This window comes from Pseudomonas sp. RIT-To-2, from assembly GCF_029623465.1.
GTDB classification, from domain to species: Bacteria; Pseudomonadota; Gammaproteobacteria; order Pseudomonadales; family Pseudomonadaceae; genus Aquipseudomonas; species Aquipseudomonas silvicola.
Map to the genome: position 1 here is coordinate 126606 of NZ_JAPYKM010000008.1, position 26129 is coordinate 152734.

Consider the following 26129-nt stretch of genomic DNA (forward strand, 5'->3'; position numbering starts at 1 on the left):
GCTGCGCGCCTTTGCAGCCTGCCGGCAGTGCCTATAGAAGCTGCCGGCAGGTTGGGGTGGGCTCAGCGGCCTTGGGTGGCGTCTACGCGCAGCCAGCGTTCCAGCAGCTTGAAGCCTTGCACCAGCACGAACGATATCAGCAGGTACAGTACGCCGGCGGCGAAGAAGATTTCCACCGGCAGGTAGGTGCGGGCGATGATGGTTCGGGCCATGCCGGTCAGGTCCAGCAGGGTGACGGTGCTGGCCAGGGCGCTGGCCTTGAGCATCAGGATCACCTCGTTGCTGTACGCGGGCAGGCCGATGCGCACGGCACGCGGCAGGATGATGTACACCAGCGCCTTGGTGCGCGACATGCCCAGGGCGCGCGCGGCTTCGATCTCGCCCTTGGGGATGGCCTGGATGGCGCCCCGCAGGATTTCCGCGATGTAGGCAGCGGTATGCAGGGTCATGGTGGCGGCGGCGCACCAGAATGGGTCGCGCAGGTAGGGCCACAGTACGCTGTGGCGTACGGCGTCGAACTGTGCGGCGCCGTAGTACACCAGGAACAGTTGCACCAGCAGCGGTGTGCCGCGGAAGAAGAAGATGTAGCCGTAGGGCAAGGCGCTGACGTACCACTTGCGCGAGCTGCGGGCGATGCCCAGCGGGATGGCCAGGATCAGCCCGGCCAGCACGGCGATAGCCACCAGCTCCAGGGTCACGGTGGCGCCCTGGGTCAGGCGCGGCAGCCATTTGAAGATGACTTCCCAATTCATTGCGCGGCCCTCGTGAAGCCGCGTGCGGCGTATTTTTCCATGAAGTGCATGCCCACCATGGCCAGTACCGTGAGGCCCAGGTACATGACGGCGGCCACCATGTAGAAGTTGAAGGCCAGCTTGGTGTCGGTGACGGCGTTCTGGGCGTTGCGCATGATCTCTTCAAGGCCGATGACCGACACCAGGGCGGTGTCTTTCATCAGGATCATGAACAGGTTGCCCAGGCCCGGCAGGGCGATGCGCCACATTTGCGGCAGGATCAACCGGGTGAAGATGCGCAGCTTCGACAGGCCCAGGGCCTGGCCGGCTTCGCGGTGGCCCTTGGGGATGGCGATGATCGCGCCGCGGAAGACTTCCGTGGCGTAGGAGCCGAAGCACAGGCCCAGGGCGATGACGCCAGCAGCGAAGGGGCTGAGGGTCAGGTCGGGCATGCCCAGCCATGCGCCCAGCGCGGCCATCATGTTGACGGTGCCGAAGTACAGCAGCAGTACCCACAGCAGTTCGGGCACGCCACGCACGATGGTCGAATAGGTACCGCCCAGGGCTTGCAGGGCCTTGTAGGGCGAGGTCTTGGCCAGTGCGCCGAGCAGGCCCAGGACCAGGCCCAGGCACAGGGCCGACAGCGCGAGTTTGACAGTCATCAGCGCGCCAGCCGCCAGGGCCGGGCCGAATCCGTGGAGATCAATGTTCATGGGCAGGCTTTATTGAGGGACCAGCCGCCGCGCACGGGGGCGCAGCGGCGGTCGGGCAGGTCATTCGATGCTGAACGGGAAGTACTTGTCGTTGATCTTCTTGTAGGTGCCGTCGGCCTTGATTTCCTTCAGGGCGGCGTTCAGCTTCTCGCGCAGGGCATCGCCCTTGCGCACGGCGATGCCGATCTTGTCGCTTTGCTCGACCGGGTCACCCTTGAACTCGTAGTCCTTGCCGGCCGGCGATTTCAGCCACTCGTAGTTGGCGTACTTGTCGGCCAGGATGCCGTCCAGGCGGCCCGAGGTCAGGTCCAGGTAGGCGTTTTCCTGGGTGTCGTACAGGCTGACCTGTACGCCAGGCATGTTGTCTTCCAGCCAGGTGCCCGACAGGGTCGAACGCTGGGTGCCGATGATCTTGCCGCTCAGCGCGTCCTTGTCCACCTTGAAGTCGACGTTCTTGGCGGCGATGAACTGCAGCTTGTTGGTGTAGTACGGGTCGGTGAAGTCGACGGCCTGCTTGCGCTCATCGGTGATCGACATGGACGACACCAGGAAGTCGAACTTGCGAGCGGTCAGGGCCGGGATGATGCCGTCCCAGTCGGAGGTGACCACTTCGCACTCGACTTTCATCTTGGCGCACAGGGCCTTGCCGATGTCGGCGTCGAAGCCCACGACGTTGCCGCTGGCGTCCTTGCTGTTGAACGGAGGGTAGGCGGCTTCGATGCCCATCTTCAGGGTGTCGGCCATCACGTTGGCGCTCATCGCCAGGCTGGCGGCAACGGCCAGGATCAATTTCTTGTAGGTCTGCATGCGTGATGCTCCGTTAACGGTTGCTGGACATGAATTGTTTGCATCGTGCCGACACCGGGTTGTCGAATACTTGATCCGGTGTGCCTTGTTCTTCCACCAGGCCCTGGTGCAGGAAGACCACTTCGCTGGACACCTGGCGGGCGAAGCCCATCTCGTGGGTCACCAGCAGCATGGTACGGCCTTCTTCGGCCAGGTTGCGGATGACGGTGAGCACTTCCTGGACCATTTCCGGGTCCAGCGCCGAGGTGGGCTCGTCGAACAGAATGACTTTAGGCTGCATGGCCAGGGTGCGCGCGATGGCGGCGCGTTGCTGTTGGCCACCGGACAGCTGGTTCGGGTACACGTGGCGCTTGTCGGCGATGCCAACCTTGGCCAGCAGGGCTTCGGCCACTTCGGTGGCTTCGGCCTTGCTCTGGCCCAGTACGCGGCGCGGCGCCTCGATGATGTTGTCGAGCACGGTCATGTGGGGCCAGAGGTTGAAGTTCTGGAACACGAAACCGATTTCGCTGCGCATGCGGTTGATCTGCCGGCTGTCGGCCGCCACCAGTTCACCATTGCGCGCGGCCTTGAGCTTGAGCGCTTCGCCCGCCACGATGATCTCGCCCTGTTGCGGGTTTTCCAGCAGATTGATGCAGCGCAGCAAGGTCGATTTGCCCGAGCCGGACGAGCCCAGGATCGAGATCACGGCGCCATCGTGGGCACTCAGGGAAACGCCCTTGAGCACTTCAAGCTGGCCGTAACGTTTGTGCAGGTTGCGGATTTCCAGCGCGGGCGTGGCCTGGGCCATGTGCGGTCCTCATCTATACGGTTGCGTTCCCGCCCCGGTGCGGTGCGCCAAACTAGCATGGCGCCGCCTTTATGGCAGTGGGCGCGGGCGCGAGGTGTCGCATGGTTGTAGCGGCGTGTCGCCGACCAGCGTCATGGGGCCCCGCGCGCAAGCGGGTGCGCGTGAAAAAAGGCGCGATGGTGCCAGTTTTGGCCGCCAATGGAAAGCAACCTTTCATTAAACCGACCGGTGTGCGCACTGCGCGCTCACGTCCGTTGGTTGCACGTTTTTGTCGCCAAACCTTGGTTACGGTTGCACCTTTGGTTGCACTGAATTTGTGCGTTGGTGTTACCAAAGTGAGTTTTTGGTGCGACATTTCGTCCTGTTATTGTGTAGGCCGGTAACCCTTGGTTACAGGTGTACTGAAAATGCATGTTGATCAAGGGCTTGACCTACAAGGCTCAAAAGGCCGTCCTAGCGCTTTGGCATCATTCCTGAAAGGTTTTGGCGCAATATTTGCGTAAAAAATCCGCAACGGCATGTTGCATTCCCACAACACGGGTAGGTGTAACGCCAAATGCTGGACCGAACGCTATTCTCTGCATAGGTAGTTTTATGAGCACTAAGCACAACCATAACGACCTTGGGTCGGGGCTCAAACAGCGTCACGTCACCATGCTGTCGATCGCAGGTGTGATCGGCGCGGGTCTGTTCGTAGGCTCCGGCCACGCCATCGCCGAAGCCGGCCCTGCCGTTCTGCTGGCCTATGCCGCCGCAGGTACCCTGGTGGTGCTGGTCATGCGCATGCTGGCCGAAATGGCCATTGCCCAGCCTGACACCGGGTCGTTCTCCACTTACGCCGACCGCGCCATCGGCCACTGGGCCGGTTTCACCATCGGCTGGCTGTACTGGTGGTTCTGGGTACTGGTTATTCCCCTGGAAGCCAACGCCGCCGCCGGCATTTTGCATGCCTGGTTCCCCGACATCGCCGTGTGGGTGTTCACCCTGGTGATTACCCTGGTGCTGACCGGTACCAACCTGCTCAACGTGAAGAACTACGGTGAATTCGAGTTCTGGTTCGCGCTGATCAAGGTGATCGCGATCGTGGGCTTCATCATTCTGGGCGCCGCCGCCGTGTTCGGTTTCGTGCCGGGCAGCCAGGTCAGCGGTGTCAGCCACATCGTCGACACCGTGGGCTTCATGCCAAACGGCCTGGGCGCCGTGGTTGCGGCCATGCTGACCACCATGTTCTCGTTCATGGGTACTGAGATCGTCACCATCGCCGCTGCCGAATCCAAGGATCCGGGCAAGCAGATCACCAAGGCCACCAACTCGGTGATCTGGCGGATATTCCTGTTCTACCTCGTGTCGATCTTCCTGGTCGTGGCCCTGGTGCCGTGGAACAACCCTGCGCTGCCGGCCATTGGTTCGTACCAGACCGTGCTGAACCTGATCGGCGTGCCTAACGCCAAGATGATCGTTGACGTGGTGGTGCTGGTTGCCGTGACCAGCTGCCTGAACTCGGCGCTGTACACCTCTTCGCGCATGCTCTACTCCCTGAGCAAGCGTGGCGACGCACCGAAAATGGCCCAGCGCACCAGTCAGGGCGGCACGCCTTACTGGGCTGTGCTGCTGTCGACCGCCGCTGCCTTCCTGGCCGTGTTCGCCAACTACGTGGCCCCTGCGCAGGTGTTCGACTTCCTGCTGGCCAGCTCCGGCGCCATTGCGCTGCTGGTGTACCTGGTGATCGCCGTTTCGCAGCTGCGCATGCGCAAGCAACGCGAACTGAAGGGCGAGAAGGTCGAGTTCAAGATGTGGGCTTTCCCGGTGCTGACCTGGGCCGTGATCGTGTTCATCGTTGCGGTGCTGACCGTGATGGCCATCCGTGTGGACCACCGCATCGAGATCGTCGCCACTGGCCTGCTGACCATTGCCGTGGTTGCGGCTGGCTTGCTGGTTGACCGTCGTCGCAAGGGGCAGCCGCAAGGCCGCACTGTGCTGGGTAACTGATACCCGCCTGCCTGCCCGGTCCTGCAGTGCAGGCAGGGCAGTGGGGAGCTGCATCGAGGCCGCTGTGGGCAACCACAGTGGCCTTTTTGTTCAGGAGAATTTCACCATCGGTTGTGCATACTGGCGGCATTCTCCCTGAACCGTGCCTGCGCCCGATGAAACAGATCACCACCACCCTGCTCGACGAACTCACCACCCGCGCCCAGCAATCTCCCCGCCTGCGCGCCCACCACAACATGCACCCTGAGCTGTCCGACCCCACCCAGCGCCTGGCCGTGGCCATGGAGCCGGGCACCTACGTGCGCGCCCACCGCCACCCGCATACCTTCGAGCTGCTGCATTCGCTGCGTGGGCGCTTCGTGGTGCTGCATTTCAACGATGCCGGCGAGGTAACCGACCGGGTGGTGCTGGGGGAAGAGGTGAAGATGGTCGAAACCCCTGCTGGGGTGTGGCACGCTGTTCTGTCGCTCGACGAAGGCGCGGTGATCTTCGAGGTCAAGGATGGCGTGTACACGCCCATTCCAGAGGAAGACTACATGCCCTGGACCGTCGCCGAGGGCGAGCCAGGCATGGAAGCGATCATCGCCTGGTACGCCACGGCGCAGGTCGGCGAGCGCTTCCCGGGCCTGTAGGGGGCGTCAGCGCTTTATCCGCAGTGGCGAGGTGGATACCTGCACCGTCGCATCGCTGAACGGCTTGTGGGGCAGGTTGGCCAGGGCGGCCAGGAACGCCTGCGGGTCTTCGGTGGGCAGTTGGGCCAATTCGCTCTGGTCGTGCTCCCACCAGCGGCTGGCCAGCAGTTGCTCGCGCAGCGGCTCATCGAAACGGTAGCGAATCATTTTCGCCGGTGAGCCGGCGACGATGGTGTAGGGCGGTACATCGCGGGTCACCAGGGACTGGGCGCCGATCACCGCGCCGGTGCCGATGGTGATGCCTTCCATGATGATCACATCGCGGCCCACCCACACGTCATGGCCGAGGGTGGTGGGTTTCACGTCCCAGTGCGCGGGCGGGTTCGGCATCGCTGCCGCGCGGCTTTCGATAAGCGCACCGTTGGTGGAGAGCCAGTCCATGGGGTGCTGCTTGCGGTTTTGGCCTATCACGCAGTTGGTACCGATGGAGCAGTAGCGGCCGATGCTGCTGACGTCGCGCAATTCGGTATTGCTGACGATGTCGGTGAAGGCACCGATGCGCAGGTCCTTGGAGAACACCTTCACTGTATGCAGTTTTACATGGCGTTCCAGGGTGAGCTTCACCTTGCCGCGCAGGCCGCGGGTGCCGCAGTCAACGCGGCAGCTGTGCTGGCGCAAGGCACGTTTGAGGGTGTGGTCCAGCCACATCCGTTTCAGCATGTTCATTGTTGTATGCGTTCTGTTACTTGGCAGAACGCGAATACTGGCGTGCCGGGGCGCACCGCGCAAGCGCTTGCGGCGTGCCAGGCCGGCACGAGATCGTTCCCGCCAGGGGTATCAGGCAGCCTGGGGCTGGATGTGCAGGTTGCCGTCTATGTCCTTGGCCAGGCCGCTGGCAAGGAACAGTGGTACCAGGCGCCGGTGCAGCTCTGGCTCGACGAAGCCTTTGATGGCGCCAAGGTCCAGGATCGCACCGTTGCCCAGTTCGGTCTTGGTGTACGACAGCCAGGCTTTTTTCAGTACCAGCAATACGTCGCTGCCCGCGGTCAGGGCGTAGCGGCGGTTCAGGGCTTGGCCGCCCAGCTCGAAGGTGTGCTGGAATTCATAGCCGGCTTCGTCGCCATTGCTGGTGATGCAGCGCACGCAGGTGCAGCGGCCGTCGCCGAAGGCGGCGCGCAGGTAGGCGTTGAAATCCACCACGGGTTTGAGTGACAGGCGTTTGTCGACTTCGAACAGGTCCCCGGTCATTTTTTCCTGTGTGCTCATTGTCGGCTCCTCGGCAGTCAGTATTCAGCGGTGCACGATACCAGCCGAGGGGGTGCAGCGCTCGCAATCGTTAATGCAGCAGGGTGAACAGCCCCAGGCCGCCAACCTTGTAGTCCAGGTCGCGGGGGCGCTCGCCCATGGGTTTGGCGCCGCTGCCACCGACTATCTTGTAGGGCGCGACATTTTTCGCCACCAGCGTATTGGCGGTCACCACCGCGCCGCGGCCGATGCGGGTGCTGTGGGCAATCAATGCGCGGGAGGCGATCCAGGCGTAGTCGTCGATGTAGATGGGGCCCGATACCGACCAGAACTCTTTCGCCGTGAGGTCGTGGGTGCCGGCGATGATCAGTACATGGGAGGCAATAGCGACATGATCGCCGATTATCAGACCTGCTCGCGCATCAATCTGGCAATGCCAGGCAATCACGCTGTCCTTGCCGATCACCAGGTTCTCCACACCCAGTACTTCGGTGTTGCGCCAGATGGTCGAGCCCTTGCCGATTTTCGCGCCGCCCAGGCGCAACCAGGTCAGGCGCAGGTGGTGGCTGGGTATCTTGTTGATGACGATGTTGTAGGTCTGCTCCCAGATCCGTAGCCAACGGTCCTTGAGGGTGGGCCAGTTTTTTCCGTAGCGGGGCACCAATGTGGTTGGAATGTCGGTGCGCAGGCGTTGGTACAGGCGTTTGGCGAGAGGGTCCGGGATGGTGGTCTCGATGTTGACCGAGCAGATGCTGTAGCGTGCCTGTTCGCCTTCGCCCTCGGCAAACCAGACGTTGTTGGTCATGCCCCAGGAATACACCGCGGTCAGGTCGTCCAGGGAGGCGTTCAGCTCCACGGCCAGCGCAGGCAAGCGTTCGGGCAGGTCGGTGGAGTGAAATATCCGATGCTTCATGCTTGGCAATCCTTGGCGGCCTCTGGGCGGCACGGGGCGAGTGATTGACGAGCACAGGCGGGCCTGCCTCGCGTTTGGTCCATCAACAACAGCCAGAGCAGAGCGTTTATGTGAAGGGAGGGCAGAGCCAAGCTTAGAACAGATCCGCCCATAGTGGCAGAGAGATGGCGACGAATTGCAGACAACAAAAAACCCGCACTAGGCGGGTTTCTTGATTGCTTTCAGGTGATGAAGACACCACCTGAAAACGGAAGGTGGTGCCCAGAGACGGAATCGAACCGCCGACACGGGGATTTTCAATCCCCTGCTCTACCGACTGAGCTATCTGGGCAACGGGGCGCATTAAAAGGCTTTTTCGACCTTGCGTCAAGCGAGATCGCAAAAAATTTTTAATTAATTCCTTCGGTTACGTTTTCTGCCGCTCATTCGCTAGGAGGCACGTAGCCTTCAGCCTGGGCGTAGTCCTCGCCGCTGAAGAACTTGTCCATCTCGCCCTGCAGGTATTTGCGGTCTTCGGCGTTCATCATGTTCAGGCGCTTTTCATTGATGAGCAGTGTCTGGTGCTTCTGCCAGTCGGCCCAGGCCTTCTGGGAAACATGTTCGAAAATGTCCTGGCCCTTGGCGCCCGGGTACGGCGGGCGCTCCAGGCCTGGCAGTTCTTCTTTGTACTTGCGGCACATCACGGTGCGGGTCATGACAACTCTCCTGCATTCAAGGCATCGGCCGCGCGTTTGAGCAGCTTCTTCACAGGGGCGGCTAGGCCCAGGCGCGGCGGGGTGGCGAGGTTATACCAGAGCCAGTCGGCCTCGGCCACGTGGTGGGCCGACTCCTTGACCGGCACCAGCCACGGCGCGATGGCCAGTTGGAAGTGGCTGAAGGTGTGGGTCAACGGCTCCAGGGCGCGGGGGGCGTCCATGGCCAGGGCGTGCTGTTGGGTCAGGTGCTCGATGTCTTCGTAGCGGTCCAGCTCAGGCAAGCTCCACAGGCCGCCCCACAGGCCACTGGACGGGCGTCGGTAAAGCAGAATGGCGCCCTCGCGGTTCATCAGCAGCGGCATCAGCGTGTGCTTGAGCGGTACCGCCTTTTTCGGCTTGGGTACCGGGTAGCGTATTTCCAGGCCGAGCATGTGTGCCTGGCAGCCCGATTCCAGCGGGCACAGCAGGCAGCTGGGCTTGGTACGGGTGCACAGGGTTGCGCCCAGGTCCATCATGGCCTGGGTGTAGTTGTTCACCCGGGTGTGGGGCGTGTAGCGCTCGGCGTTGGCCCACAGCTGTTTCGCCACCTTGGGTTCGCCGGGGTAGCCTTCCTGGGCGGTGTAGCGGGCCAGCACGCGCTTGACGTTGCCGTCCAGAATGGGTGCGCGCAGGCCCATGCTGATGCTGGCGATGGCACCGGCGGTGGAAAGGCCAATGCCTGGCAGTTCGGTAAGCTTTTCGACGTCGCGGGGGAATTCGCCGCCGTACTGCTCGACGACGATCTTCGCGGTTTTCTGCAGGTTGCGTGCACGGGTGTAGTACCCCAGCCCGGTCCACAGGTGCAGCACTTCGTCTTCCGGGGCGTCGGCCAGGGCCTGCACCGTGGGTAGCGAGGCCATGAAACGGTCGAAATAGTTGAGGACGGTGCTGACCTGGGTTTGCTGCAGCATGATCTCCGACACCCACACCCGGTAGGGGGTGATGCCCTGTTGCCAGGGCAGGTCGTGACGGCCGTTGCGGTCGAACCATTCCAGTACCGCGGTGGAAAATTGCTCTGGGTTCATCGTTTGAACAGACCTTTCAGCGTGTTTTTCAGCTCGGGGCTGACCTTGTCGCCGAATTTTTCTTCCAGTTTTTCGGTGATCCTGTCGCCGGCCACCTTGGCAGCTACCTTGCCTATGCCGTCGCGGTCGATACGGCAGGCCTTGGCCCCCAGTTCGATCGGGCCGCGGCAGCGCAGTGGCCATTCAATGCCGGCGAAACGTTCGTTGACCTGGCAGGCCGGGTCGGGCATGTCGCTCTTGTCGCCTTCGATGACCACGCCCACCTTGTAGTCCATGCCAAGCACGCGCAGGTCGATGTCGCCATCGCCGTTCACCGTCAGGCCCGGAATACGCACTTTCAGGTCTGGGTTGCTGGCGACGCCGTTGCGTACCACCACGCTGCCCTTGAGCTCCTGGAACGGCGTGTCCTTGCCGCGTGGGGTGCCGCTCAGGGTTTTGCGGTTGAGGGTGGCGATGCCCTGGCACAGCTGCTGTTCCAGGTTGGCGTTGACCAGCACTCCGTCGGTCAGGTCGAAGTTGGCGGTGCCGTTGAGGCTGTCGATCAGTGCCTTCTGGCTGGCCCCGGCGCCGGTCAGGTTGCTGTTCAGGGTCATCAGGCCGCGTACCGGGGGCGCGCTGCCGTTTTTGCCCTTGATGAAATGCTCCACCGGTACCTTGTTCAGCTGGGTCTGCAGGGCCACCAGCGGTTTGTCCGGGCGCGCATCGAGGCTGCCCTTGGTGTTGAAGGTGCCGTCATAGAGGCCACCCGCCAGGGTTTCCAGGGTGATCAGGCCATCCTGGCCCTGGGCCTTGAGAACAGCGTTGTCGATTGGCCACTGGTTGAGGGTCAGTTTGGCAAAGCTCAGGTCGGCCTGCAGGTTCAGTTTGCGCAGGCGCTCCACCGGCAGCAGGGCGTCGTTGCTCCAGGCGCCTTGGGTAGGGGCGTTGGGCAGCGGCGAGTCGCCAGCGCCGCCAATGGCAGTGGCTTCGGTGGTTTTTACCTCGGCGTCGCGGGCGGCACCGGCGCTGGATGCCTCGGCGCTTTTGGGTTTCATGTAGCGGTCGGCGTCGAAACTGTCGGCCCGCAGTTGAATGCGCAGTGCCTGTTTGGCGAAGTCAGTGATTGCCAGGTTGCCGGCAAAACTGCTGCCATCCAGTTTCACCGCCAGGTCGTTGAGCGCCAGGCTGTTGGGGGTACCCTCCAGGCGGGCGACCATTTCGAACTGGCCCAGGCTGCCGTCGGCCATGGCGGGCAGCGGCTGGTTGAGGCCGTCCATGAACGCTCGCAGGTTCATCTGGGCGATGGACAGGCCGCCAGCGACCTTCGGCTCGGTGTTCAGGTCGCGGGCATTGAGGTCACCCAGTGCACGCAACTGGTTGAACGACAGTTTCAGGTTCTCCCAGTTGGCGACATTGGCGGCCAGGTCGACACTGAGGTTGCCCTGGGCGGAGTAGGTCACGGTCTTGCCTTGCAGCGGGTCGCCGCTGGCTTCGCCTGACAATTTCATGTCGCTGAACTGATAGCGCTTGAGGGCGCGCTCCATGCGCAACTCGCCATTGAGCTCGGTGCGGGCGCGCAGGTTCGGCTGGTTGGTGCCCAGGAATGCGGTGAGCTTGACCGGAATATCGATACCGTCGTGCACGGCGCCGGTGCTCAGCTGGATACTCTCGGCAGTCAGCTCGCGGCCGGTCCTGGCATCGCTGAAATGCACGCTGGCGTTGTTCACGGTCAGGCTGTCGATGTCCAGCTTGACGGGGCGTTCGGCCTTGTCCGGCTTGCTGGCCGGTGCCGGCTCGGGATTGGCGATGTCAGGGGCTGTCACCTCCCCGGCGGCTGGCTCCTTGGGCAGCGGTTTGCCGATGTCTTCCCAGTTGCCATGGCCGTTCTCGTCGCGGGTCAGCGTCAGGTTCAGGCCTTCGACGCGTACGTCGCTCATCTGCACCTCACGGCGCAGCAGCGGCAGCACGCGCACGGAAAGGCCCAGCATCTGCAGGTCGGCAAACGGCGTCTTGGGGTTCTGCAAGGTCGCGATGCTGGCGTCATGCAGCTCCAGGCCCAGCCATGGGAACAGGCTCCAGCCGATGTCGCCATTGAGGGTCAGCTCGACGCGGGCCTTGTCGCGGGCCAGCTTGCGAATCTCGTCTTTGTAGTCGTTGGGATCGAAAAAGTGGGTCACGGCGAAGCCGAGCGCCACCAGGATCAGCAACAGCCCGAGAAAACACAGCCCCAGGATTTTGCCGAACGCTTTCATGGGCGAGTCCTTGTAGTGTTGGATTCAAATTCAGCCCGCGAGTATAGCGCCCCCAGGTGGCGGGTAGGGCACTCGCTGGCCAGCCAGCGGCTTCAGATCCTTGTTTCGTGATGTTTCTACCAATTGCATATGGCGAATAGCCTCCACTGTAACCCTCGGGTGATAATCTCTGTCGTCTCGATGAGCCGATAAGCGCCATCAATGGTCGCGAAAATCACGGTGGTGCCGATAAGACGACTGAAGGCCTGCGTGCTTCAAGGTCGCGAGTAGCCAACGGCGGCCATCGAGCAAAAAACATCCAAGGGGGAACTATAAAAATGAGCAGCACTATTACATCAGGGGGGATCGCCAGCGAACGGCCGGCCTTCTTCTCCAAGGAGCGCATCATCGCCCGGCCAGGTTTCAACCGTTGGCTGGTGCCACCGGCGGCCCTGGCCATTCACCTGTGCATCGGCATGGCCTATGGGTTCTCGGTGTTCTGGCTGCCATTGTCCAAGGCCATCGGCATCACCGCGGCTACCGCCTGCCCCACTGACATGGGCTTTTTCGAGCAGATGTTCGCCACCGGCTGCGACTGGCCGATTTCCATGCTGGGCTGGATCTACACCCTGTTCTTCATTTTCCTGGGCTGCTCGGCGGCTATCTGGGGTGGCTGGCTGGAACATGCCGGGCCACGCAAGGCCGGTACCGTGTCCGCGTTGTGCTGGTGCGGCGGCCTGCTGATTTCGGCGCTGGGGGTGTATACCCATCAGATCGTGCTGATGTGGCTGGGCTCGGGCGTGATCGGCGGTATCGGCCTGGGGCTGGGGTATATCTCGCCGGTGTCGACGCTGATCAAGTGGTTCCCGGACAAGCGCGGCATGGCTACCGGCATGGCGATCATGGGTTTCGGCGGCGGCGCCATGGTTGGTGCGCCGTTGGCGGCAGCGCTGATGAGCCATTTCGCCACCCCGGATAGCGTGGGGGTATGGCAAAGCTTCGTGGCCATGGCGGCGATCTACTTTGTGTTCATGCTCGGCGGCGCGTTGTCTTACCGGGTGCCACCGACCGGCTGGAAGCCCGAGGGCTGGACCCCGCCGGTGAAGAAAGCCAGCAATGCCATGATCACCCACCGCCACGTCCACGTGAGCGTGGCCTGGAAAACCCCGCAATTCGCCCTGGTGTGGCTGGTGCTGTGCCTGAACGTATCGGCGGGTATCGGCATCCTGGGCATGGCGTCGCCGCTGTTGCAGGAAGTGTTCGGCGGCAAGTTGCTGGGCGTCGACCTGACCTTCAGCCAGTTGAATGCCGCGCAGTTGGCGCAAATCGGCGCCATCGCCGCCGGGTTCACCGGCCTGCTAAGCCTGTTCAACATCGGGGGTCGGTTTTTCTGGGCGTCCTGCTCCGACATGATCGGCCGCAAGAACACCTACTTCGTGTTCTTCATTCTGGGCTGCGCGCTGTATGCACTGGTGCCGAGCCTGGGCCACCTGGGCAATGTCACCCTGTTCGTGGCGGCGTTCTGCGTGGTGCTGTCGATGTACGGTGGCGGTTTTGCCACGGTGCCTGCGTACCTCGCCGACCTGTTCGGCACGCAGATGGTCGGCGCCATTCACGGCCGCCTGCTGACGGCCTGGGCCGCAGCCGGGGTGCTGGGGCCAGTGCTGGTGAACTACCTGCGCGAGTACCAACTGAGCGTGGGCGTGCCGCGCGCCGCGGTGTACGACATCACCCTGTACATCCTCGCCGGCCTGCTGGTGCTGGGTTTTGTCTGCAACGCGCTGGTACGCCCGGTGGCCGACAAGCACTTCATGACCGAGGAGCAACTGGCTGCCGAGCAGGCGCTGGGCCATGACAAAGGGGCTGACAGCCGCACCGTGCTGGAGTGGAAAGCCGCCCCGGGCAGCAAGCCGCTGGCCCTGCTGGCCTGGCTGGTGGTGGGTATTCCACTGGCGTGGGGGGTAATCGTGACCCTGCAGAAGACTGCTGTGCTGTTCCACTGACACGCCAGCGTCGCCTGCACGCACCCTGTGTCACACAGGGTGTGCGCAGGCACCCTCGGCCGGTGAAGTGTTCTCACCGGTCAGTTCATGTAAGCCTTTTGTTTCTGTTTGCTGCCCGCACGGCCTATAATGTCTGCCTTTTTCGCCCAATGATTTTGCGGAGCTGGTGATGGCCGAACGTAAGGCGTCCGTCGAGCGCAACACTCTGGAAACCCAGATCAAAGCCTCGATCAACCTGGATGGCACCGGAAAGGCCCGATTCGATATCGGGGTTCCCTTCCTTGAACACATGCTCGACCAGATCGCCCGTCACGGGTTGATCGACCTGGATATCGAGTGCAAGGGCGACCTGCATATCGACGACCACCATACCGTGGAAGACGTCGGCATTACCCTGGGCCAGGCGTTCAACCAGGCCATCGGCGACAAGAAAGGCATCTTCCGCTACGGCCATGCCTACGTGCCGCTGGACGAAGCCCTGTCGCGCGTGGTCATCGACTTCTCCGGCCGCCCAGGCCTGCAGATGCACGTGCCCTACACCCGCGCCAGTGTCGGCGGCTTCGACGTGGACCTGTTCCAGGAGTTCTTCCAGGGCTTCGTCAACCACGCCAACGTTACCCTGCACATCGACAACCTGCGTGGCCACAACACCCACCACCAGATCGAGACCGTGTTCAAGGCATTCGGCCGCGCCCTGCGCATGGCCATCACCCTGGATGAACGCATGGCCGGGCAGATGCCTTCCACCAAAGGTTGCCTGTAATGCAGACAGTAGCGGTTATCGACTATGGCATGGGCAACCTGCACTCGGTGGCCAAGGCCCTGGAGCATGTGGGTGCCGGCAAGGTACTGATCACCAGCGACGCCGCCGTCATCCGCGAGGCCGACCGTGTGGTGTTCCCGGGTGTGGGCGCTATTCGCGATTGCATGGCCGAGATCAAGCGCCTGGGCTTCGACAGCCTGGTGCGTGAAGTGAGCCAGGACCGCCCGTTCCTGGGCATCTGCGTAGGCATGCAGGCGCTGCTGGACCACAGCGAAGAAAACGACGGCGTGGACTGCATTGGCCTGTTCCCCGGCGACGTGAAGTTCTTCGGCAAGGACCTGCACGAAGACGGTGCGCACCTGAAAGTGCCGCACATGGGCTGGAACGAGGTCAGCCAGGCGGTGAACCACCCGCTGTGGCATGACATCCCGGACCATGCGCGTTTCTACTTCGTGCACAGCTACTACATTGCCGCCGCCAAGGCCGGCCAGGTCGTGGGCCGCGGGCACTATGGCGTCGACTTCGCCGCCGCCCTGGCCGAAGGCTCGCGCTTTGCCGTGCAGTTCCACCCGGAGAAGAGCCATACCCATGGCCTGCAACTGCTGCAGAACTTCGCCGCCTGGGATGGCCGCTGGTAATGAGCAAGAAGAAACCGCCGATCCTCACGCTCACCCCCGAGCAGGAAAGCCAGGCCACCACGAAGATCAAACGCTTCATGGAGGACCGCTTCGAGCTGGACCTGGGGTCGTTCGAGGCGGCGGAAATTCTTGAGCTGTTTACCCGTGAAATTGCTCCGCACTATTACAACAGGGCGATTTTCGATGTTCAGGCGCACCTCAAGGAGCGTTTCGAGAGCATTGAAAGCGACCTGTGGGCGCTCGAGAAAAACTGATCTCGAGCATCGCTGAAAAATCGAATTGAAGGCTTGCCAGATGCTGATTATTCCCGCTATCGATCTTAAAGACGGTGCCTGCGTACGTCTGCGCCAGGGCCGCATGGAAGATTCCACGGTGTTCTCCGATGACCCGGTGAGCATGGCTGCCAAGTGGGTGGAGGGCGGCTGCCGCCGTCTGCATCTGGTCGACCTGAACGGCGCGTTCGAAGGTCAGCCGGTCAACGGCGAAGTGGTGACCGCCATCGCCAAGCGTTACCCCAACCTGCCGATCCAGATCGGCGGCGGCATTCGCTCGCTGGAAACCATCGAGCACTACGTCAAGGCCGGCGTCAGCTACGTCATCATCGGCACCAAGGCCGTGAAAGAGCCCGAGTTCGTCGCCGAGGCGTGCAAGGCCTTCCCGGGCAAGGTCATCGTTGGCCTGGACGCCAAGGACGGTTTCGTCGCCACCGACGGCTGGGCTGAAGTGAGCAGCGTGCAGGTCATCGACCTGGCCAAGCGTTTCGAAGCCGACGGCGTCAGCGCCATCGTCTACACCGACATCGCCAAAGACGGCATGATGCAAGGCTGCAACGTACCGTTCACCGCTGCCCTGGCCGCGGCCACCAGGATCCCGGTCATCGCTTCCGGCGGCATCCACAACCTGGGCGACATCCAGGCCCTGTTGGACGCCAAGGCACCTGGCATCATCGGCGCCATCACTGGCCGTGCCATCTACGAAGGCACCCTTGACGTCGCCGAAGCCCAGGCTTTCTGCGATTCCTACAAAGGCTGAGGACTGGACCATGGCGCTGGCCAAACGCATCATCCCTTGCCTGGACGTAGACAACGGCCGTGTAGTGAAGGGCGTGAAGTTCGAGAACATCCGCGACGCCGGTGACCCGGTGGAAATCGCCCGTCGCTACGACGAGCAGGGCGCGGACGAGATCACCTTCCTGGACATTACCGCCAGCGTCGATGGCCGTGATACCACCCTGCATACCGTCGAGCGCATGGCCAGCCAGGTGTTCATCCCGCTGACCGTGGGCGGTGGCGTGCGCACCGTTCAGGACATCCGCAACCTGCTCAACGCTGGCGCCGACAAGGTGTCGATCAACACCGCGGCGGTGTTCAACCCCGAGTTCGTGGGCGAGGCCGCCCAGCACTTCGGTTCCCAGTGCATCGTGGTCGCCATCGACGCCAAGAAGGTCTCCGGCCTGGGTGAAACCCCGCGCTGGGAAATCTTCACCCACGGCGGCCGCAAGCCCACGGGCCTGGATGCCGTGGAGTGGGCCAAGAAGATGGAGGCCCTGGGTGCTGGCGAGATCCTGCTGACCAGCATGGACCAGGACGGCATGAAGAACGGTTTCGACCTGGGCGTTACCCGGGCCATCAGCGATGCCCTGGGCATCCCGGTGATTGCCTCGGGCGGCGTCGGTAACCTGCAGCACTTGGCCGACGGCGTGCTTGAAGGCCATGCCAGCGCGGTGCTGGCTGCCAGCATCTTCCACTTCGGCGAATACACCGTGCCGGAAGCCAAGGCGTACATGGCACAGCGCGGTATCGTCGTTCGTTGACAAGGTTGTGAAGAAACAGGTGTAGGGGCTGGCTTGCCAGCAAGCCAGCCCCTACAGTCGGTAGTGCCATGGATTCGGGGCTCGACTGTCATGAAGCGTTGCGTGTTTGCCTTGTTCGCCGGTGTCTGTCTGTCGTTTGCCTTGGGTGCTCGTGCCGAAGTGCCAGCCGACTACTCCCTGGTCTTGCTCACCGAAAACTTCCCGCCTTACAACATGGCCGCCGACGGCAAGAATTTCGCCCGCGAGGAGAATATCCAGGGCATCGCCGCCGATGTGGTGCGTGAGATGTTCAAACGCGCCGATATTCATTACAGCATGACCCTGCGCTTTCCCTGGGACCGCATCTACAAACTCGCCATGCAGAACCCCGACTATGGGGTGTTCGTCACCGCGCGCCTGCCCGAGCGTGAGCAATCGTTCAAATGGGTGGGGCCCATCGGGCCGGATGACTGGATTCTGCTCGCCCGCCCCGACAGCAAGCTCAAGCTCGACAAGCTGGAACAGGCACGGCACCTCAGGATTGGCGCCTACAAAGGCGATGCCATTGCCGAAACCCTGAGCCGCCAAGGCCTGCACCCGGTCATTGCCTTGCGTGACCAGGACAACGCCCAGAAGCTCATGGATGGCGAGATCGACGTCTGGGCCACGGGTGACCCGGCTGGCCGCTATCTCGCGCGCCTGGAGGGGGTCAGCAACCTCAAGACCGTGTTGCGCTTCAGCAGCGCCGAGCTCTATCTGGCGTTGAACAAGGAGGTACCGGACGAGGTGGTCGCCAGACTGCAAAAGGCCCTCGACCAGTTGCGCGCCGAGGGCCGGGTCGACGATATCCTCAACCGTTATCTGTAGCGACTTCCAGCAGGTCTTCCCGGGGTGGCGATGGGTCGCCGGCCAGGTCCCATACGCGAGTACACAGCTTGGCGGGTAGTAAGTGGGCCGAAAGCGTGAAGTTGTAGAAAGCATGTTTGTAGCCACTGTTGTCACTGCAGTCGGTGCTTTCAGGGGGGCCATACTTGTAGGTGTAGTGGGGTAAGGCATGGCTGCGCTGGAACGCGACGTTCTGCTTGCCGTTGGGCAGGGGGGTGATGATCAGCTGGGAGCTCGGTGGCTGTGCTCCGTCGGGGACCACCTGAATGGGCAAGGTGAACACATTGCTGAGCAACGCGGCCGAAAGGCCGGCCTGAAGGTCGTCCAGGCCCAGTATGCACAGCAGATGAATACCCGCTTCAAGCGAGGCTGGCAGGGTAATCATGGCGGTCTGCCCCGAAGCCCCTGTGCTGTAGCCTTCAGTGTTCTGGCACTGCAATGGGTTTCGTACCAGTTTGTGGTAGACATACTCGGTGTTGGTGGTGAATGGCAGCCGCCAGTCATTGTTGCGCGCGTTGGCGGCTGCCGGCAGGTAGTGCGGGTTCTGCAGCGTCAGAGCAAAGCCAGGCGCCATGTCGCACCCCGGCAGGCTGTTGTCGAACCGGCCGTTGGCGAAGCAGGCCGGCAGCCGCTCGATGGAGCTGGCGTAGTTGGTATCTGCGTACCAGGTGCCTTCACCACTCTCGACCTCGCAGGGGGCATCCGTCAGGCATTGGTCCGCTTCGCGGCTACCTCGGGTGGTGGTTCCGGTAATGCCAAGAATACGGTTGTCTTCCCGGCTGAGCAGCGGGCTGCCCGAGGCGCCGGGTAACAGGTCCTGGCAACGGTTGGTGAGGTTCGCCCGCCATACATAGGGGTGCTCGACAATATCGGTCAGCCGCTCCACGGTGCAGGCCGAGGCGCGAAGGGTATAGCCACTGGTGGTCTCGGGGGCGCCCACGGCCAGGACCGGCATGTTGGGCGTCGCCGGACTGGCGGCCAGCCTCAGCGGCTGCACGCCGTCCTTGATCACCTGCTCCAGGCTGACGGCCAGCTCCACCACGGCCAGGTCAATGTTCTGCTGGCTGCTCCAGGCAAGCGTCTGCAGTGGGTAGACCCGCCGCTGGCCCGCGGTGTCCTTGAAATAATTGAACTCCACGTGCCCCTGAATGGGCAGGTCGTTGGCGATCATGCCCAGCGAGGTGTGGGTGCAATGGCCGCTGGTCAGCAAGTAAGCGGGGGCATGCACGGGGCTGTCCGGTGTACGAGTGTCCAGCAGTACCGCCGAGCAACGCCGGTTGCCCCGGCTTTCCAGGCGGCCGATGCCGGTCCAGTGGTCGTAGCGGCCATCCTTGTTTTCCAGCAGCACCGAGGGGCCCAGGTTGGTCAGGCCTTCGCCGAAGTCGCCTGCGTTGGCGGTAGTGGTCAGCAACAGCAGGCTGGCCAGGGTGGTCAGTGGTCTCATGGTGAAATCCTTACGGTGGAAAAAACCGCAGTAGATCCCATGAGCGAAGGGTGTTTGAGGTAGTTAGTTGTTCTGGGAAAACCGAGAGGCGTGCTCTGTTGCTTATGGGGCCGGGCGAAGCTCGGGCCTGCAGCAGGGGAGAGGGCGTGCGTGCGGCTGGGCTATTTCGGGGTGTAGGTGCCGTTCTTGCCATGGGCGGGCATGGCGCGGTTGGCCCGTTGGGCGATCATCTGGCGGATGGGAATCCAGTCGATGCCATTGGCCTTGAGGTTGGGCAGCTCGCGTTCCAGCATGTCCAGGGTAACCGGGTAGGGGTGGCCGATCACCACCACCGAGCCAAACTTTTTCGCATGGGTGATGGCTGTCTGCAATTGCTTGGCCACCGCTTCAGGGGTACGCACGTCATCCAGGAACACGTCACGCGAGACATGGGCCAGGCCGATGTCCTGGGCCTTGGCGGCCGCGACCGTGGCCGCGCTGGTGCGGCTGTCGACGAAGAACAGGCTGCGCGCCTGCAGCTCGCCCATGAGCATGGCCATCGCCTCTGGCTGCGACGTCATCTTGCTGCCCTCGTGGTTGTTCATGCCGGCGGCGTAGGGCACGGACTTCAGCGCCGCCTGCAGGCGCGCGCGCAGTTCATCCATGGGCAGGTCGGGGTGCCAGGCGAACGGGCCGGTGGCGGGGTCCATGGGCATGTGCACGATCACGGTCTTGCTGGCCTTGTGCGCTTCGCGGGCGAAGTCGGCGGCATGGGGGGTATCGGGCATCACCGCCAGGGTGACCGGGCCGGGCAGCGCCAGGGCGCGACGGTCCCGGGGCAGGTTCTGCCCCAAGTCGTCGATTATCAGCGTGAAGTAGGCTTTGCGCGGCTTGGCGTCACTGCTGTCCGGCGCGGCGTGGGCCAGGCCGGACAGGCAGCAGAGCAGGGCGAGCAGTACGGCGCGTAGAGGCATCACTTGTTGCGGGTGACGCTCAGGCCCTTGAGCAGCGACAGTGCCTGGCTCAGCTGGAAGTCCCCATCTTGCGGGCGGGCCTTGGCCTTGCCGATCGGGTTCTTGCCAGAAGGACGGTCGGCGCCACCGTTGCCGTTGCCCAGGTGGCCCTGCAGGTCGGCTTCCTTGAAGTTTTCGTCGTCCTGGTCGCGGGTCAGCTTGCCTTGGCGTACTTCCACGTCCGGAACGATGCCCTGGGCCTGGATGGAGCGGCCGTTAGGCGTGTAATACAGCGCCGTGGTGATCTTCAGCGCGCGGTCGTTGGCCAATGGCAGCACGGTCTGCACCGAGCCCTTGCCGAAGCTGTCGGTACCCATCAGCACGCCGCGCTTGTGGTCCTGCAGGGCGCCGGCGACGATTTCCGACGCCGAGGCGCTGCCGCCGTTGATCAGCACCACCAGCGGCACACCGTCGCTTTCGTCGTGGCCGGTGGCCGAGAAGCGCAGCTCGGAGTTGGCGATGCGGCCCTTGGTGTACACGATCAGGCCGCTGCTGATGAAGTGGTCCACCACTTCGACGGCGGCTTGCAGCACGCCGCCCGGGTTGTTGCGCAGGTCCAGTACCAGGCCGTTGAGTTTCTTGCCATTGTCCTTGCGCAGCTTGGCCAGGGCCTTGGAGACCTCTTCGCCGGTCTTGACCTGGAATTGGGTGATGCGGATGTAGCCGTAACCGTCTTCGAGCATCTGCGCCTTCACGCTTTTGACCTGCACGATGGCGCGGGCCAGGGTCACGTCAAACGGCGTGCCGCCGCTGCGCACCAGGGTCAGGGTGATCTTCTCGCCGACCTTGCCGCGCATCTTGTCCACGGCCTCGGTCATGGTCTGGCCACGGGTGGGCTGGCCGTTGATCTTGACGATCAGGTCGCCCGCCTCGATGCCCGCCTTGCTGGCCGGGGTGTCGTCGATGGGCGAGACCACCTTGATGAAGCCGTCTTCCACACCTACTTCGATGCCCAGCCCGCCGAATTCGCCACTGGTGCTTTCCTGCAGCTCCTGGAAGTCTTCCGGGCCCAGGTAGGCCGAGTGCGGGTCGAGGTTGCTGAGCATGCCTTTGATGGCGTTCTCCAGCAGGGTCTTGTCGTCCACCGGCTCCACGTAGGCGGCCTTGATGCGGTCCATCACCTCGGCGAATGTGCGCAGCTCGTCGAGCGGCAGCGGTGCTTTGCTCGGGTCCACGGGCGCGGTGGCAGGCGCGGGGGCGGTCGTGGTGGTGGCGGCCAGGCGCGCGGGCTCGGCCGCACGGGCCAGGGGGGCGCCGATCACCACGGCGATCGTCAGGGCCAGCGAGGTAAGGCGGGGCAAGTGCAGCATGACGAACGAACTCCTAATCCTGGTTTTGCGCCTTTCGGGGCATCGGCGTGCCGTCAGTCACGACGGCCATAACGCCCTTGTTGTCGGTGCCCGCGTCAGCCGCGGCACCATTGTGCAGGGTCGCTGGGGCGACCTTGCTGGCGAATGGCAAAATACAGCGCCGGCGTGTCCTGCCCACCACTACTGCCTACCGTCGAGATAGCCTCGCCGGCTTTCACTACATCTCCAGCGCCCTTGAGCAGGCTCTGGTTATGCCCATACAGGCTCAGATAGCCGTCCCCATGGTCGAGAATGACCAGAAGTCCCGCGCCGCGCAACCAGTCGGCGAACACTACGCGGCCACCGTGAACCGCCCGCACCTGGGTGCCGGCCGGTGCACTGATCATGACACCATCCCACTTGGTGCGGGCGTCGTCGCCGCGAGTTTCACCAAAACGCGCCAACAGTCGACCATCGACAGGCCATGGAAGTTTTCCTCGGCCCGCTGCAAATGGGCCGCCAAAATTGGCGCCGCCACTGGAGACTAGTGCACCTGGCACGGTTTTGGGCCGTTTCGGCTCATCATCCGCCTTGGCCTGGGCGTTTTCACGCTGGCGCTGACGTTCGGCTTCCTGCTGGGCCAGCAGGGCCTTCTGCCGCGCTTGCTCGGCCTCGCGCGCCTGGCGCGCCAGGGTTTCCTCGATGGTCTTGAGCACCTTCGCCAGGTCTTCCTGGTCCTGCTGGCGGGAGGCGAGCTTCTGGTCCTGCTGCTTGTAGCTGTCGTTGAGCTTGGCCAGGGCGGCCTGGCGTTCCTTGCGCACCTTGTCCAGGTCCTGGCGCTGGCTGTCCAGGCTGCTTTGCTGGGCAAGCAACTGGGCCTGCTGGCCGGCGATGTCTTTCTCGACATTGCCCAGCTGGCGCAAGGTCTCATTGAACTGCTTGAGCTGCGCCATGCGCGCGTTGCTCATGTAGTCGTAATAGGTCAGCGTCCGGGCGAATTTCTCCGGGTTCTGCTGGTTGAGCAACAGCTTGAGGTATTCCTGGCGGCCGCCCTGGTAGGCGGCGCGGGCCTGGATGGCGATCAGGCGCTGTTGTTCAGTTTTGCTGTGCTGGAGTTGATCTTTTTGCAGGGCCAGGCGATCCAGCTCGCCTTGGGTCTTTTTTAGTTCTTGTTGCAGGGCCTCCACCTGCTTCTCCAGCTTGCCCATTTGGGTTTCAGTTCCGCGCAGGTCTTTCTGCACGCCGTTCTTTTGTTCCTGCACCTGGCTGAGTTGTTTCTTCAGCTCGGCGATGTCCTGCTTCGTGGCATCCAACTGCTGTTGGGTTTGCTCACGGTCGTCGGCGTAGGCCGTACTCAGCAGGCAGGTCAGGGCTAGGGCTATCAGTGCGCGAAGCATGGGGGTGGGCGATACCAGTGTGGAGACGGGCCTAGTATGCCCGCCGCGAGCTGCAAAAAAAACGTCCAAGGGGCAACTGCCCGACGTTTCATCCAGGGCGGGGGCCAGGGCCCCCGCAATGAGCTTAGCCTTCGCTCAGGATCGAGTGGCCAGTCATTTCTTCCGGCTTGGGCAGGCCCATCAGGTACAGCATGGTGGGTGCCACGTCGGCCAGCACGCCGCCTTCGCGGACCTTGAGCTTGCGCTTGCCCACATAGATGAAGGGCACCGGCTCGGTGGTGTGCGCGGTGTGCGCCTGGCCAGTGGACTCGTCTTCCATCTGCTCGCAGTTGCCGTGGTCGGCGGTGATCAGCGCTTCGCCGCCCACTTTCTCCAGCGCGGCGGCGATGCGGCCCACGCAGGTATCCAGGCACTCCACGGCCTTGATCGCCGCGTCCATCACGCCGCTGTGGCCGACCATGTCGCCGTTGGCGTAGTTGACCACGATCACGTCGAAACGCTGGTTTTCGATGGCGTCGACGATCTTGTCGGTGACCTCGGGGGCGCTCATTTCCGGCTGCAGGTCATAGGTGGCGACCTTCGGCGATGGGATCAGGATGCGCTCTTCGCCCGGGAACGGCTCTTCGCGGCCACCGGAGAAGAAGAAGGTCACGTGGGCGTATTTTTCGGTCTCGGCAATGCGCAGCTGGGTCTTGCCGTTGTTGGCCAGGTACTCGCCCAGCACGTTGTGCAGGCTGCTGGGGCCGAAGGCGGCTGGTGCCGGGATCTTCGCAGAATACTGGGTCAGGCCGATGAAACCGGCGGTCTTAGGCTGACGCTTGCGCGGGAAGTCGGCGAAGTTGTCTTCGACGAACACGCGGCTCAGCTCGCGGGCACGGTCGGCGCGGAAGTTCATGAACACCACGGCGTCGCCATCCTCGACGCGCACTTTGTCGCCGATGCTGGTGGCCTTGACGAATTCGTCGCTTTCGCCGCGCTCGTAGGCGGCCTTCAGGCCGTCAACGGCGGTGGCCGCGTCGAATGCGCTGGTGCCGTCGACGATCAGCTCGTAAGCGGCGGCCACGCGGTCCCAGCGGTTGTCACGGTCCATGGCGAAATAGCGGCCGATGATGCTGGCGGTGCGGCCCTTGCCCAGGCGGGCGAAGGTCTTGTCCAGCAGTTCGAGCGGGGCTTCGGCGCTCCTGGGCGGGGTGTCACGGCCGTCGAGGAAGGCGTGCAGGTAGATCTTTTCGGCGCCACGCTTGGCGGCAAGCTCGGCCATGGCCACGATATGGTCCTGGTGGCTGTGTACGCCGCCGTCCGACAGCAGGCCGAGGATGTGCACGGCCTTGCCCGCCTTGACGGCCTTGTCCACGGCGCCGCAGATGATCGGGTTCTCGAAGAACTCGCCGTCGCGGATGGCCTTGGTTACCCGGGTGAAGTCCTGATACACCACGCGGCCGGCGCCCAGGTTCATGTGGCCGACCTCGGAGTTGCCCATCTGCCCGTCGGGCAGGCCCACGTCCATGCCAGAGCCGGAGATGAGGCCGTTGGGCATTTCCTTGGTCAGGCGGTCGAGCGTCGGCTTCCTGGCCGAATAGACAGCGTTGTAGTCGTGGCTTTCGCTGTGACCGAAACCATCCAGGATGATCAGGACCAAAGGTTTAGGCGTGGTTGTCATAGATCCACTCGCGGGTATGTCAGAGGGAAAAGGAGAAGCGTATTTTAGGGCATAGTGGCCGACGCTTGCGAATAACCTTCATCAATCGCACTCATGAACCACAGACAAGGCCCTGGGGGCCCGGTTCCATGAAGGTTGCGCCCGGCGGGCTTTGGCCCACTTTGACGGCTGTGTATACTGGCCGACATTTTAACGCCCTGGAATCCGCTGATGGTCGATCACCTGCTTCAATTCGCCACAAATCACTATCTGCTCGTCGGCGCTTTCGCCATCCTGCTGATCATGCTGCTTGCGCTGGAAGCGAGCCGTGGCGGCAAAAGCCTGAGCCCACGTGAGCTGACCGCACTGGTCAATGCCGAGCAGGGCGTGGTCATCGACATCCGCGCCAAGAAAGACTACGCCACCGGCCACATCGTCGGCGCCCTGAACATTCCGCAGGACAAGCTGGCCTCGCGCATGGCCGAGCTTGAAAAGCACAAGGGCAAGACCCTGATCATCGTCGACAGCATCGGCCAGCATGCTGGCACCACTGCCCGTGAGCTGCTGAAAGCGGGCTACAACGCGGCAAAACTGTCAGGTGGTGTTTCCAGCTGGCGTGCTGACAACCTCCCACTGGTAAAGTGAAATGAGCCACGTCGTCGTCTACTCCAGCGATTGGTGCCCCTACTGCATGCGGGCCAAGGCCCTGCTGGAAAGCAAGGGTGTCGCCTTCGAAGAAATCCGCGTCGACGGCCAGCCGCAGGTTCGCGCTGCCATGGCCCAGAAGGCCGGTCGCACCTCGGTACCACAGATCTGGATCGGCGAGCGCCATGTGGGCGGCTGTGACGATCTGTATGCACTGGAGCGCGCCGGCAAGCTCGACGCGCTGCTCCAGGCCTGAATTCAAACCACGTTACGACTTAATGTAAGAAGGATCTGCGATGACTGATCAACAGAACACCGGCGCGGCCAACGAAGCAGCCAACGCCCCGCAATTCTCCCTGCAGCGCATCTACGTGCGCGACCTGTCGTTCGAAGCGCCGAAAAGCCCGGCCATCTTCCGCCAGCAGTGGGAACCAAGCGTCGCCCTGGACCTGAACACCCGCCAGAAGGCGCTGGAAGAAGGTTTCCACGAGGTGGTGCTGACCCTGTCGGTTACCGTCAAGAACGGTGAAGAAGTGGCCTTCATCGCTGAAGTTCAGCAGGCCGGCATCTTCCTGATCCAGAACCTGGACGATGCGTCCATGAGCCACACCCTGGGTGCTTTCTGCCCGAACATCCTGTTCCCGTATGCCCGCGAAACCCTGGACAGCCTGGTGGTTCGTGGTTCGTTCCCGGCCCTGATGCTGGCCCCGGTGAACTTCGACGCCCTGTACGCGCAAGAGCTGCAGCGCATGCAGGAAGCTGGCGAAGCACCGAAGCCGTCGCTGCAGTAACCCTGCCGCCACGCAAAAAGCGCCCCACGGGGCGCTTTTTTTGTAGCCGCTGCCGCCAGGCTACA

The 26129-nt window shown here is 63.0% G+C and carries 27 protein-coding genes and 1 tRNA gene; 12 read left to right on the forward strand and 16 right to left on the reverse strand.

Annotated elements, in window-relative coordinates:
- Positions 1-62 precede the first annotated feature (62 nt).
- From QBK88_RS09805 to QBK88_RS09820, 4 genes are read right to left on the reverse strand one after another with little or no spacing between them, the layout of a single operon-like run.
- Positions 63-752, reverse strand: coding sequence for an ABC transporter permease (locus QBK88_RS09805; RefSeq protein WP_277961901.1), 690 nt, complete (start codon positions 750-752; stop codon positions 63-65).
- The gene (locus QBK88_RS09810; protein ID WP_176569654.1) at positions 749-1444 is read right to left on the reverse strand and encodes an ABC transporter permease; all 696 of its coding nucleotides are present in this window, start codon (positions 1442-1444) and stop codon (positions 749-751) included. Before QBK88_RS09810 ends, QBK88_RS09805 begins: the two co-directional genes overlap by 4 nt.
- A 60-nt stretch (positions 1445-1504) precedes the next feature.
- Positions 1505-2251, reverse strand: coding sequence for an ABC transporter substrate-binding protein (locus QBK88_RS09815; RefSeq protein ID WP_277961902.1), 747 nt, complete (start codon positions 2249-2251; stop codon positions 1505-1507).
- A 13-nt stretch (positions 2252-2264) separates the two neighbouring features.
- Positions 2265-3038 carry an ABC transporter ATP-binding protein gene (locus QBK88_RS09820; RefSeq protein ID WP_277961903.1) on the reverse strand — a complete coding sequence of 258 codons (774 nt, stop codon included), beginning with the start codon at positions 3036-3038 and terminating at the stop codon, positions 2265-2267.
- A 594-nt stretch (positions 3039-3632) separates the two neighbouring features.
- Here QBK88_RS09820 and gabP point away from each other — a divergent pair.
- Together gabP and QBK88_RS09830 are read left to right on the forward strand one after the other, a co-directional pair.
- Complete coding sequence (gabP, locus tag QBK88_RS09825) at positions 3633-5027, forward strand: GABA permease (protein ID WP_277961904.1); 1395 nt, start codon at positions 3633-3635, stop codon at positions 5025-5027.
- Between the two features lie 155 nt (positions 5028-5182).
- The gene (locus QBK88_RS09830) at positions 5183-5659 is read left to right on the forward strand and encodes a WbuC family cupin fold metalloprotein (RefSeq protein WP_268146157.1); all 477 of its coding nucleotides are present in this window, start codon (positions 5183-5185) and stop codon (positions 5657-5659) included.
- Between the two features lie 6 nt (positions 5660-5665).
- Here the strand turns inward: QBK88_RS09830 and QBK88_RS09835 are convergent, their stop codons facing one another.
- From QBK88_RS09835 to QBK88_RS09865, 7 genes are all read right to left on the reverse strand, one after another.
- Positions 5666-6385, reverse strand: a complete 720-nt coding sequence (locus QBK88_RS09835; RefSeq protein ID WP_277961905.1) for a CatB-related O-acetyltransferase — start codon at positions 6383-6385, stop codon at positions 5666-5668.
- Between the two features lie 111 nt (positions 6386-6496).
- Positions 6497-6925 carry a hypothetical protein gene (locus tag QBK88_RS09840; protein WP_277961906.1) on the reverse strand — a complete coding sequence of 143 codons (429 nt, stop codon included), beginning with the start codon at positions 6923-6925 and terminating at the stop codon, positions 6497-6499.
- A gap of 70 nt (positions 6926-6995) precedes the next feature.
- Entirely contained in the window at positions 6996-7817 is an 822-nt protein-coding gene (locus QBK88_RS09845) for an acyltransferase (protein WP_277961907.1), read from the reverse strand.
- 255 nt (positions 7818-8072) lie between these two features.
- Positions 8073-8148 (reverse strand) — tRNA-Phe (locus tag QBK88_RS09850).
- A 91-nt stretch (positions 8149-8239) separates the two neighbouring features.
- Positions 8240-8512 (reverse strand): oxidative damage protection protein, encoded by a 273-nt coding sequence (locus QBK88_RS09855; protein ID WP_008367870.1) that lies wholly within the window; start codon positions 8510-8512, stop codon positions 8240-8242.
- Positions 8509-9576, reverse strand: a complete 1068-nt coding sequence (gene mutY, locus QBK88_RS09860; protein WP_277961908.1) for an A/G-specific adenine glycosylase — start codon at positions 9574-9576, stop codon at positions 8509-8511. Before mutY ends, QBK88_RS09855 begins: the two co-directional genes overlap by 4 nt.
- A complete protein-coding gene (locus tag QBK88_RS09865) occupies positions 9573-11807 on the reverse strand; it encodes an AsmA family protein (protein WP_277961909.1) in 2235 nt (744 codons plus the stop codon). The genes mutY and QBK88_RS09865 overlap by 4 nt, the downstream gene beginning before the upstream one ends.
- A gap of 317 nt (positions 11808-12124) precedes the next feature.
- Between QBK88_RS09865 and QBK88_RS09870 the strand changes: the two genes are divergently transcribed.
- The 7 genes from QBK88_RS09870 to QBK88_RS09900 all read left to right on the forward strand — a co-directional run bounded on the left by QBK88_RS09870 (position 12125) and on the right by QBK88_RS09900 (position 17849).
- Entirely contained in the window at positions 12125-13789 is a 1665-nt protein-coding gene (locus QBK88_RS09870) for an OFA family MFS transporter (RefSeq protein ID WP_268146145.1), read from the forward strand.
- A 169-nt stretch (positions 13790-13958) separates the two neighbouring features.
- Positions 13959-14552 (forward strand): imidazoleglycerol-phosphate dehydratase HisB, encoded by a 594-nt coding sequence (gene hisB, locus QBK88_RS09875; protein WP_008367877.1) that lies wholly within the window; start codon positions 13959-13961, stop codon positions 14550-14552.
- A complete protein-coding gene (hisH, locus tag QBK88_RS09880) occupies positions 14552-15190 on the forward strand; it encodes an imidazole glycerol phosphate synthase subunit HisH (RefSeq protein WP_268146143.1) in 639 nt (212 codons plus the stop codon). The genes hisB and hisH overlap by 1 nt, the downstream gene beginning before the upstream one ends.
- The gene (locus tag QBK88_RS09885; protein ID WP_027979891.1) at positions 15190-15444 is read left to right on the forward strand and encodes a DUF2164 domain-containing protein; all 255 of its coding nucleotides are present in this window, start codon (positions 15190-15192) and stop codon (positions 15442-15444) included. The genes hisH and QBK88_RS09885 overlap by 1 nt, the downstream gene beginning before the upstream one ends.
- Before the next feature lie 40 nt (positions 15445-15484).
- Positions 15485-16222 carry a 1-(5-phosphoribosyl)-5-[(5-phosphoribosylamino)methylideneamino]imidazole-4-carboxamide isomerase gene (gene hisA, locus QBK88_RS09890; protein ID WP_277961910.1) on the forward strand — a complete coding sequence of 246 codons (738 nt, stop codon included), beginning with the start codon at positions 15485-15487 and terminating at the stop codon, positions 16220-16222.
- A 10-nt stretch (positions 16223-16232) separates the two neighbouring features.
- A complete protein-coding gene (gene hisF, locus QBK88_RS09895; protein ID WP_277961911.1) occupies positions 16233-17003 on the forward strand; it encodes an imidazole glycerol phosphate synthase subunit HisF in 771 nt (256 codons plus the stop codon).
- 90 nt (positions 17004-17093) lie between these two features.
- A complete protein-coding gene (locus tag QBK88_RS09900; protein WP_277961912.1) occupies positions 17094-17849 on the forward strand; it encodes a substrate-binding periplasmic protein in 756 nt (251 codons plus the stop codon).
- Here the strand turns inward: QBK88_RS09900 and QBK88_RS09905 are convergent.
- The 5 genes from QBK88_RS09905 to gpmI all read right to left on the reverse strand — a co-directional run bounded on the left by QBK88_RS09905 (position 17833) and on the right by gpmI (position 24649).
- Positions 17833-19311, reverse strand: a complete 1479-nt coding sequence (locus tag QBK88_RS09905; protein ID WP_277961913.1) for a S1 family peptidase — start codon at positions 19309-19311, stop codon at positions 17833-17835. The two genes, QBK88_RS09900 and QBK88_RS09905, sit on opposite strands and share 17 nt — an antisense overlap.
- 161 nt (positions 19312-19472) lie before the next feature.
- A complete protein-coding gene (locus QBK88_RS09910) occupies positions 19473-20264 on the reverse strand; it encodes a divergent polysaccharide deacetylase family protein (RefSeq protein ID WP_277961914.1) in 792 nt (263 codons plus the stop codon).
- Entirely contained in the window at positions 20264-21613 is a 1350-nt protein-coding gene (locus tag QBK88_RS09915) for a S41 family peptidase (protein ID WP_277961915.1), read from the reverse strand. The genes QBK88_RS09910 and QBK88_RS09915 overlap by 1 nt, the downstream gene beginning before the upstream one ends.
- Before the next feature lie 95 nt (positions 21614-21708).
- The gene (locus QBK88_RS09920) at positions 21709-22989 is read right to left on the reverse strand and encodes a murein hydrolase activator EnvC family protein (protein WP_268146129.1); all 1281 of its coding nucleotides are present in this window, start codon (positions 22987-22989) and stop codon (positions 21709-21711) included.
- Positions 22990-23113: 124 nt separating this feature from the next.
- Positions 23114-24649 (reverse strand): 2,3-bisphosphoglycerate-independent phosphoglycerate mutase, encoded by a 1536-nt coding sequence (gene gpmI / locus QBK88_RS09925; RefSeq protein WP_277961916.1) that lies wholly within the window; start codon positions 24647-24649, stop codon positions 23114-23116.
- A gap of 210 nt (positions 24650-24859) precedes the next feature.
- Between gpmI and QBK88_RS09930 the strand changes: the two genes are divergently transcribed.
- From QBK88_RS09930 to secB, 3 genes are read left to right on the forward strand one after another with little or no spacing between them, the layout of a single operon-like run.
- Positions 24860-25273, forward strand: a complete 414-nt coding sequence (locus QBK88_RS09930; protein WP_268146125.1) for a rhodanese-like domain-containing protein — start codon at positions 24860-24862, stop codon at positions 25271-25273.
- A gap of 1 nt (position 25274) precedes the next feature.
- Positions 25275-25529 carry a glutaredoxin 3 gene (grxC, locus tag QBK88_RS09935; protein ID WP_158156284.1) on the forward strand — a complete coding sequence of 85 codons (255 nt, stop codon included), beginning with the start codon at positions 25275-25277 and terminating at the stop codon, positions 25527-25529.
- Between the two features lie 40 nt (positions 25530-25569).
- Positions 25570-26064, forward strand: a complete 495-nt coding sequence (gene secB, locus QBK88_RS09940; RefSeq protein WP_268146121.1) for a protein-export chaperone SecB — start codon at positions 25570-25572, stop codon at positions 26062-26064.
- The last annotated feature ends 65 nt before the right edge of the window (positions 26065-26129 follow it).

Bases quoted from the DNA above. Each gene is read 5' to 3' on its own strand.
- QBK88_RS09805 (WP_277961901.1), bottom strand. From the start codon at position 752: ATGAATTGGGAAGTCATCTTCAAATGGCTGCCGCGCCTGACCCAGGGC.
- QBK88_RS09810 (WP_176569654.1), bottom strand. From the start codon at position 1,444: ATGAACATTGATCTCCACGGATTCGGCCCGGCCCTGGCGGCTGGCGCG.
- QBK88_RS09815 (WP_277961902.1), bottom strand. From the start codon at position 2,251: ATGCAGACCTACAAGAAATTGATCCTGGCCGTTGCCGCCAGCCTGGCG.
- QBK88_RS09820 (WP_277961903.1), bottom strand. From the start codon at position 3,038: ATGGCCCAGGCCACGCCCGCGCTGGAAATCCGCAACCTGCACAAACGT.
- gabP (WP_277961904.1), top strand. From the start codon at position 3,633: ATGAGCACTAAGCACAACCATAACGACCTTGGGTCGGGGCTCAAACAG.
- QBK88_RS09830 (WP_268146157.1), top strand. From the start codon at position 5,183: ATGAAACAGATCACCACCACCCTGCTCGACGAACTCACCACCCGCGCC.
- QBK88_RS09835 (WP_277961905.1), bottom strand. From the start codon at position 6,385: ATGAACATGCTGAAACGGATGTGGCTGGACCACACCCTCAAACGTGCC.
- QBK88_RS09840 (WP_277961906.1), bottom strand. From the start codon at position 6,925: ATGAGCACACAGGAAAAAATGACCGGGGACCTGTTCGAAGTCGACAAA.
- QBK88_RS09845 (WP_277961907.1), bottom strand. From the start codon at position 7,817: ATGAAGCATCGGATATTTCACTCCACCGACCTGCCCGAACGCTTGCCT.
- QBK88_RS09855 (WP_008367870.1), bottom strand. From the start codon at position 8,512: ATGACCCGCACCGTGATGTGCCGCAAGTACAAAGAAGAACTGCCAGGC.
- mutY (WP_277961908.1), bottom strand. From the start codon at position 9,576: ATGAACCCAGAGCAATTTTCCACCGCGGTACTGGAATGGTTCGACCGC.
- QBK88_RS09865 (WP_277961909.1), bottom strand. From the start codon at position 11,807: ATGAAAGCGTTCGGCAAAATCCTGGGGCTGTGTTTTCTCGGGCTGTTG.
- QBK88_RS09870 (WP_268146145.1), top strand. From the start codon at position 12,125: ATGAGCAGCACTATTACATCAGGGGGGATCGCCAGCGAACGGCCGGCC.
- hisB (WP_008367877.1), top strand. From the start codon at position 13,959: ATGGCCGAACGTAAGGCGTCCGTCGAGCGCAACACTCTGGAAACCCAG.
- hisH (WP_268146143.1), top strand. From the start codon at position 14,552: ATGCAGACAGTAGCGGTTATCGACTATGGCATGGGCAACCTGCACTCG.
- QBK88_RS09885 (WP_027979891.1), top strand. From the start codon at position 15,190: ATGAGCAAGAAGAAACCGCCGATCCTCACGCTCACCCCCGAGCAGGAA.
- hisA (WP_277961910.1), top strand. From the start codon at position 15,485: ATGCTGATTATTCCCGCTATCGATCTTAAAGACGGTGCCTGCGTACGT.
- hisF (WP_277961911.1), top strand. From the start codon at position 16,233: ATGGCGCTGGCCAAACGCATCATCCCTTGCCTGGACGTAGACAACGGC.
- QBK88_RS09900 (WP_277961912.1), top strand. From the start codon at position 17,094: ATGAAGCGTTGCGTGTTTGCCTTGTTCGCCGGTGTCTGTCTGTCGTTT.
- QBK88_RS09905 (WP_277961913.1), bottom strand. From the start codon at position 19,311: ATGAGACCACTGACCACCCTGGCCAGCCTGCTGTTGCTGACCACTACC.
- QBK88_RS09910 (WP_277961914.1), bottom strand. From the start codon at position 20,264: ATGCCTCTACGCGCCGTACTGCTCGCCCTGCTCTGCTGCCTGTCCGGC.
- QBK88_RS09915 (WP_277961915.1), bottom strand. From the start codon at position 21,613: ATGCTGCACTTGCCCCGCCTTACCTCGCTGGCCCTGACGATCGCCGTG.
- QBK88_RS09920 (WP_268146129.1), bottom strand. From the start codon at position 22,989: ATGCTTCGCGCACTGATAGCCCTAGCCCTGACCTGCCTGCTGAGTACG.
- gpmI (WP_277961916.1), bottom strand. From the start codon at position 24,649: ATGACAACCACGCCTAAACCTTTGGTCCTGATCATCCTGGATGGTTTC.
- QBK88_RS09930 (WP_268146125.1), top strand. From the start codon at position 24,860: ATGGTCGATCACCTGCTTCAATTCGCCACAAATCACTATCTGCTCGTC.
- grxC (WP_158156284.1), top strand. From the start codon at position 25,275: ATGAGCCACGTCGTCGTCTACTCCAGCGATTGGTGCCCCTACTGCATG.
- secB (WP_268146121.1), top strand. From the start codon at position 25,570: ATGACTGATCAACAGAACACCGGCGCGGCCAACGAAGCAGCCAACGCC.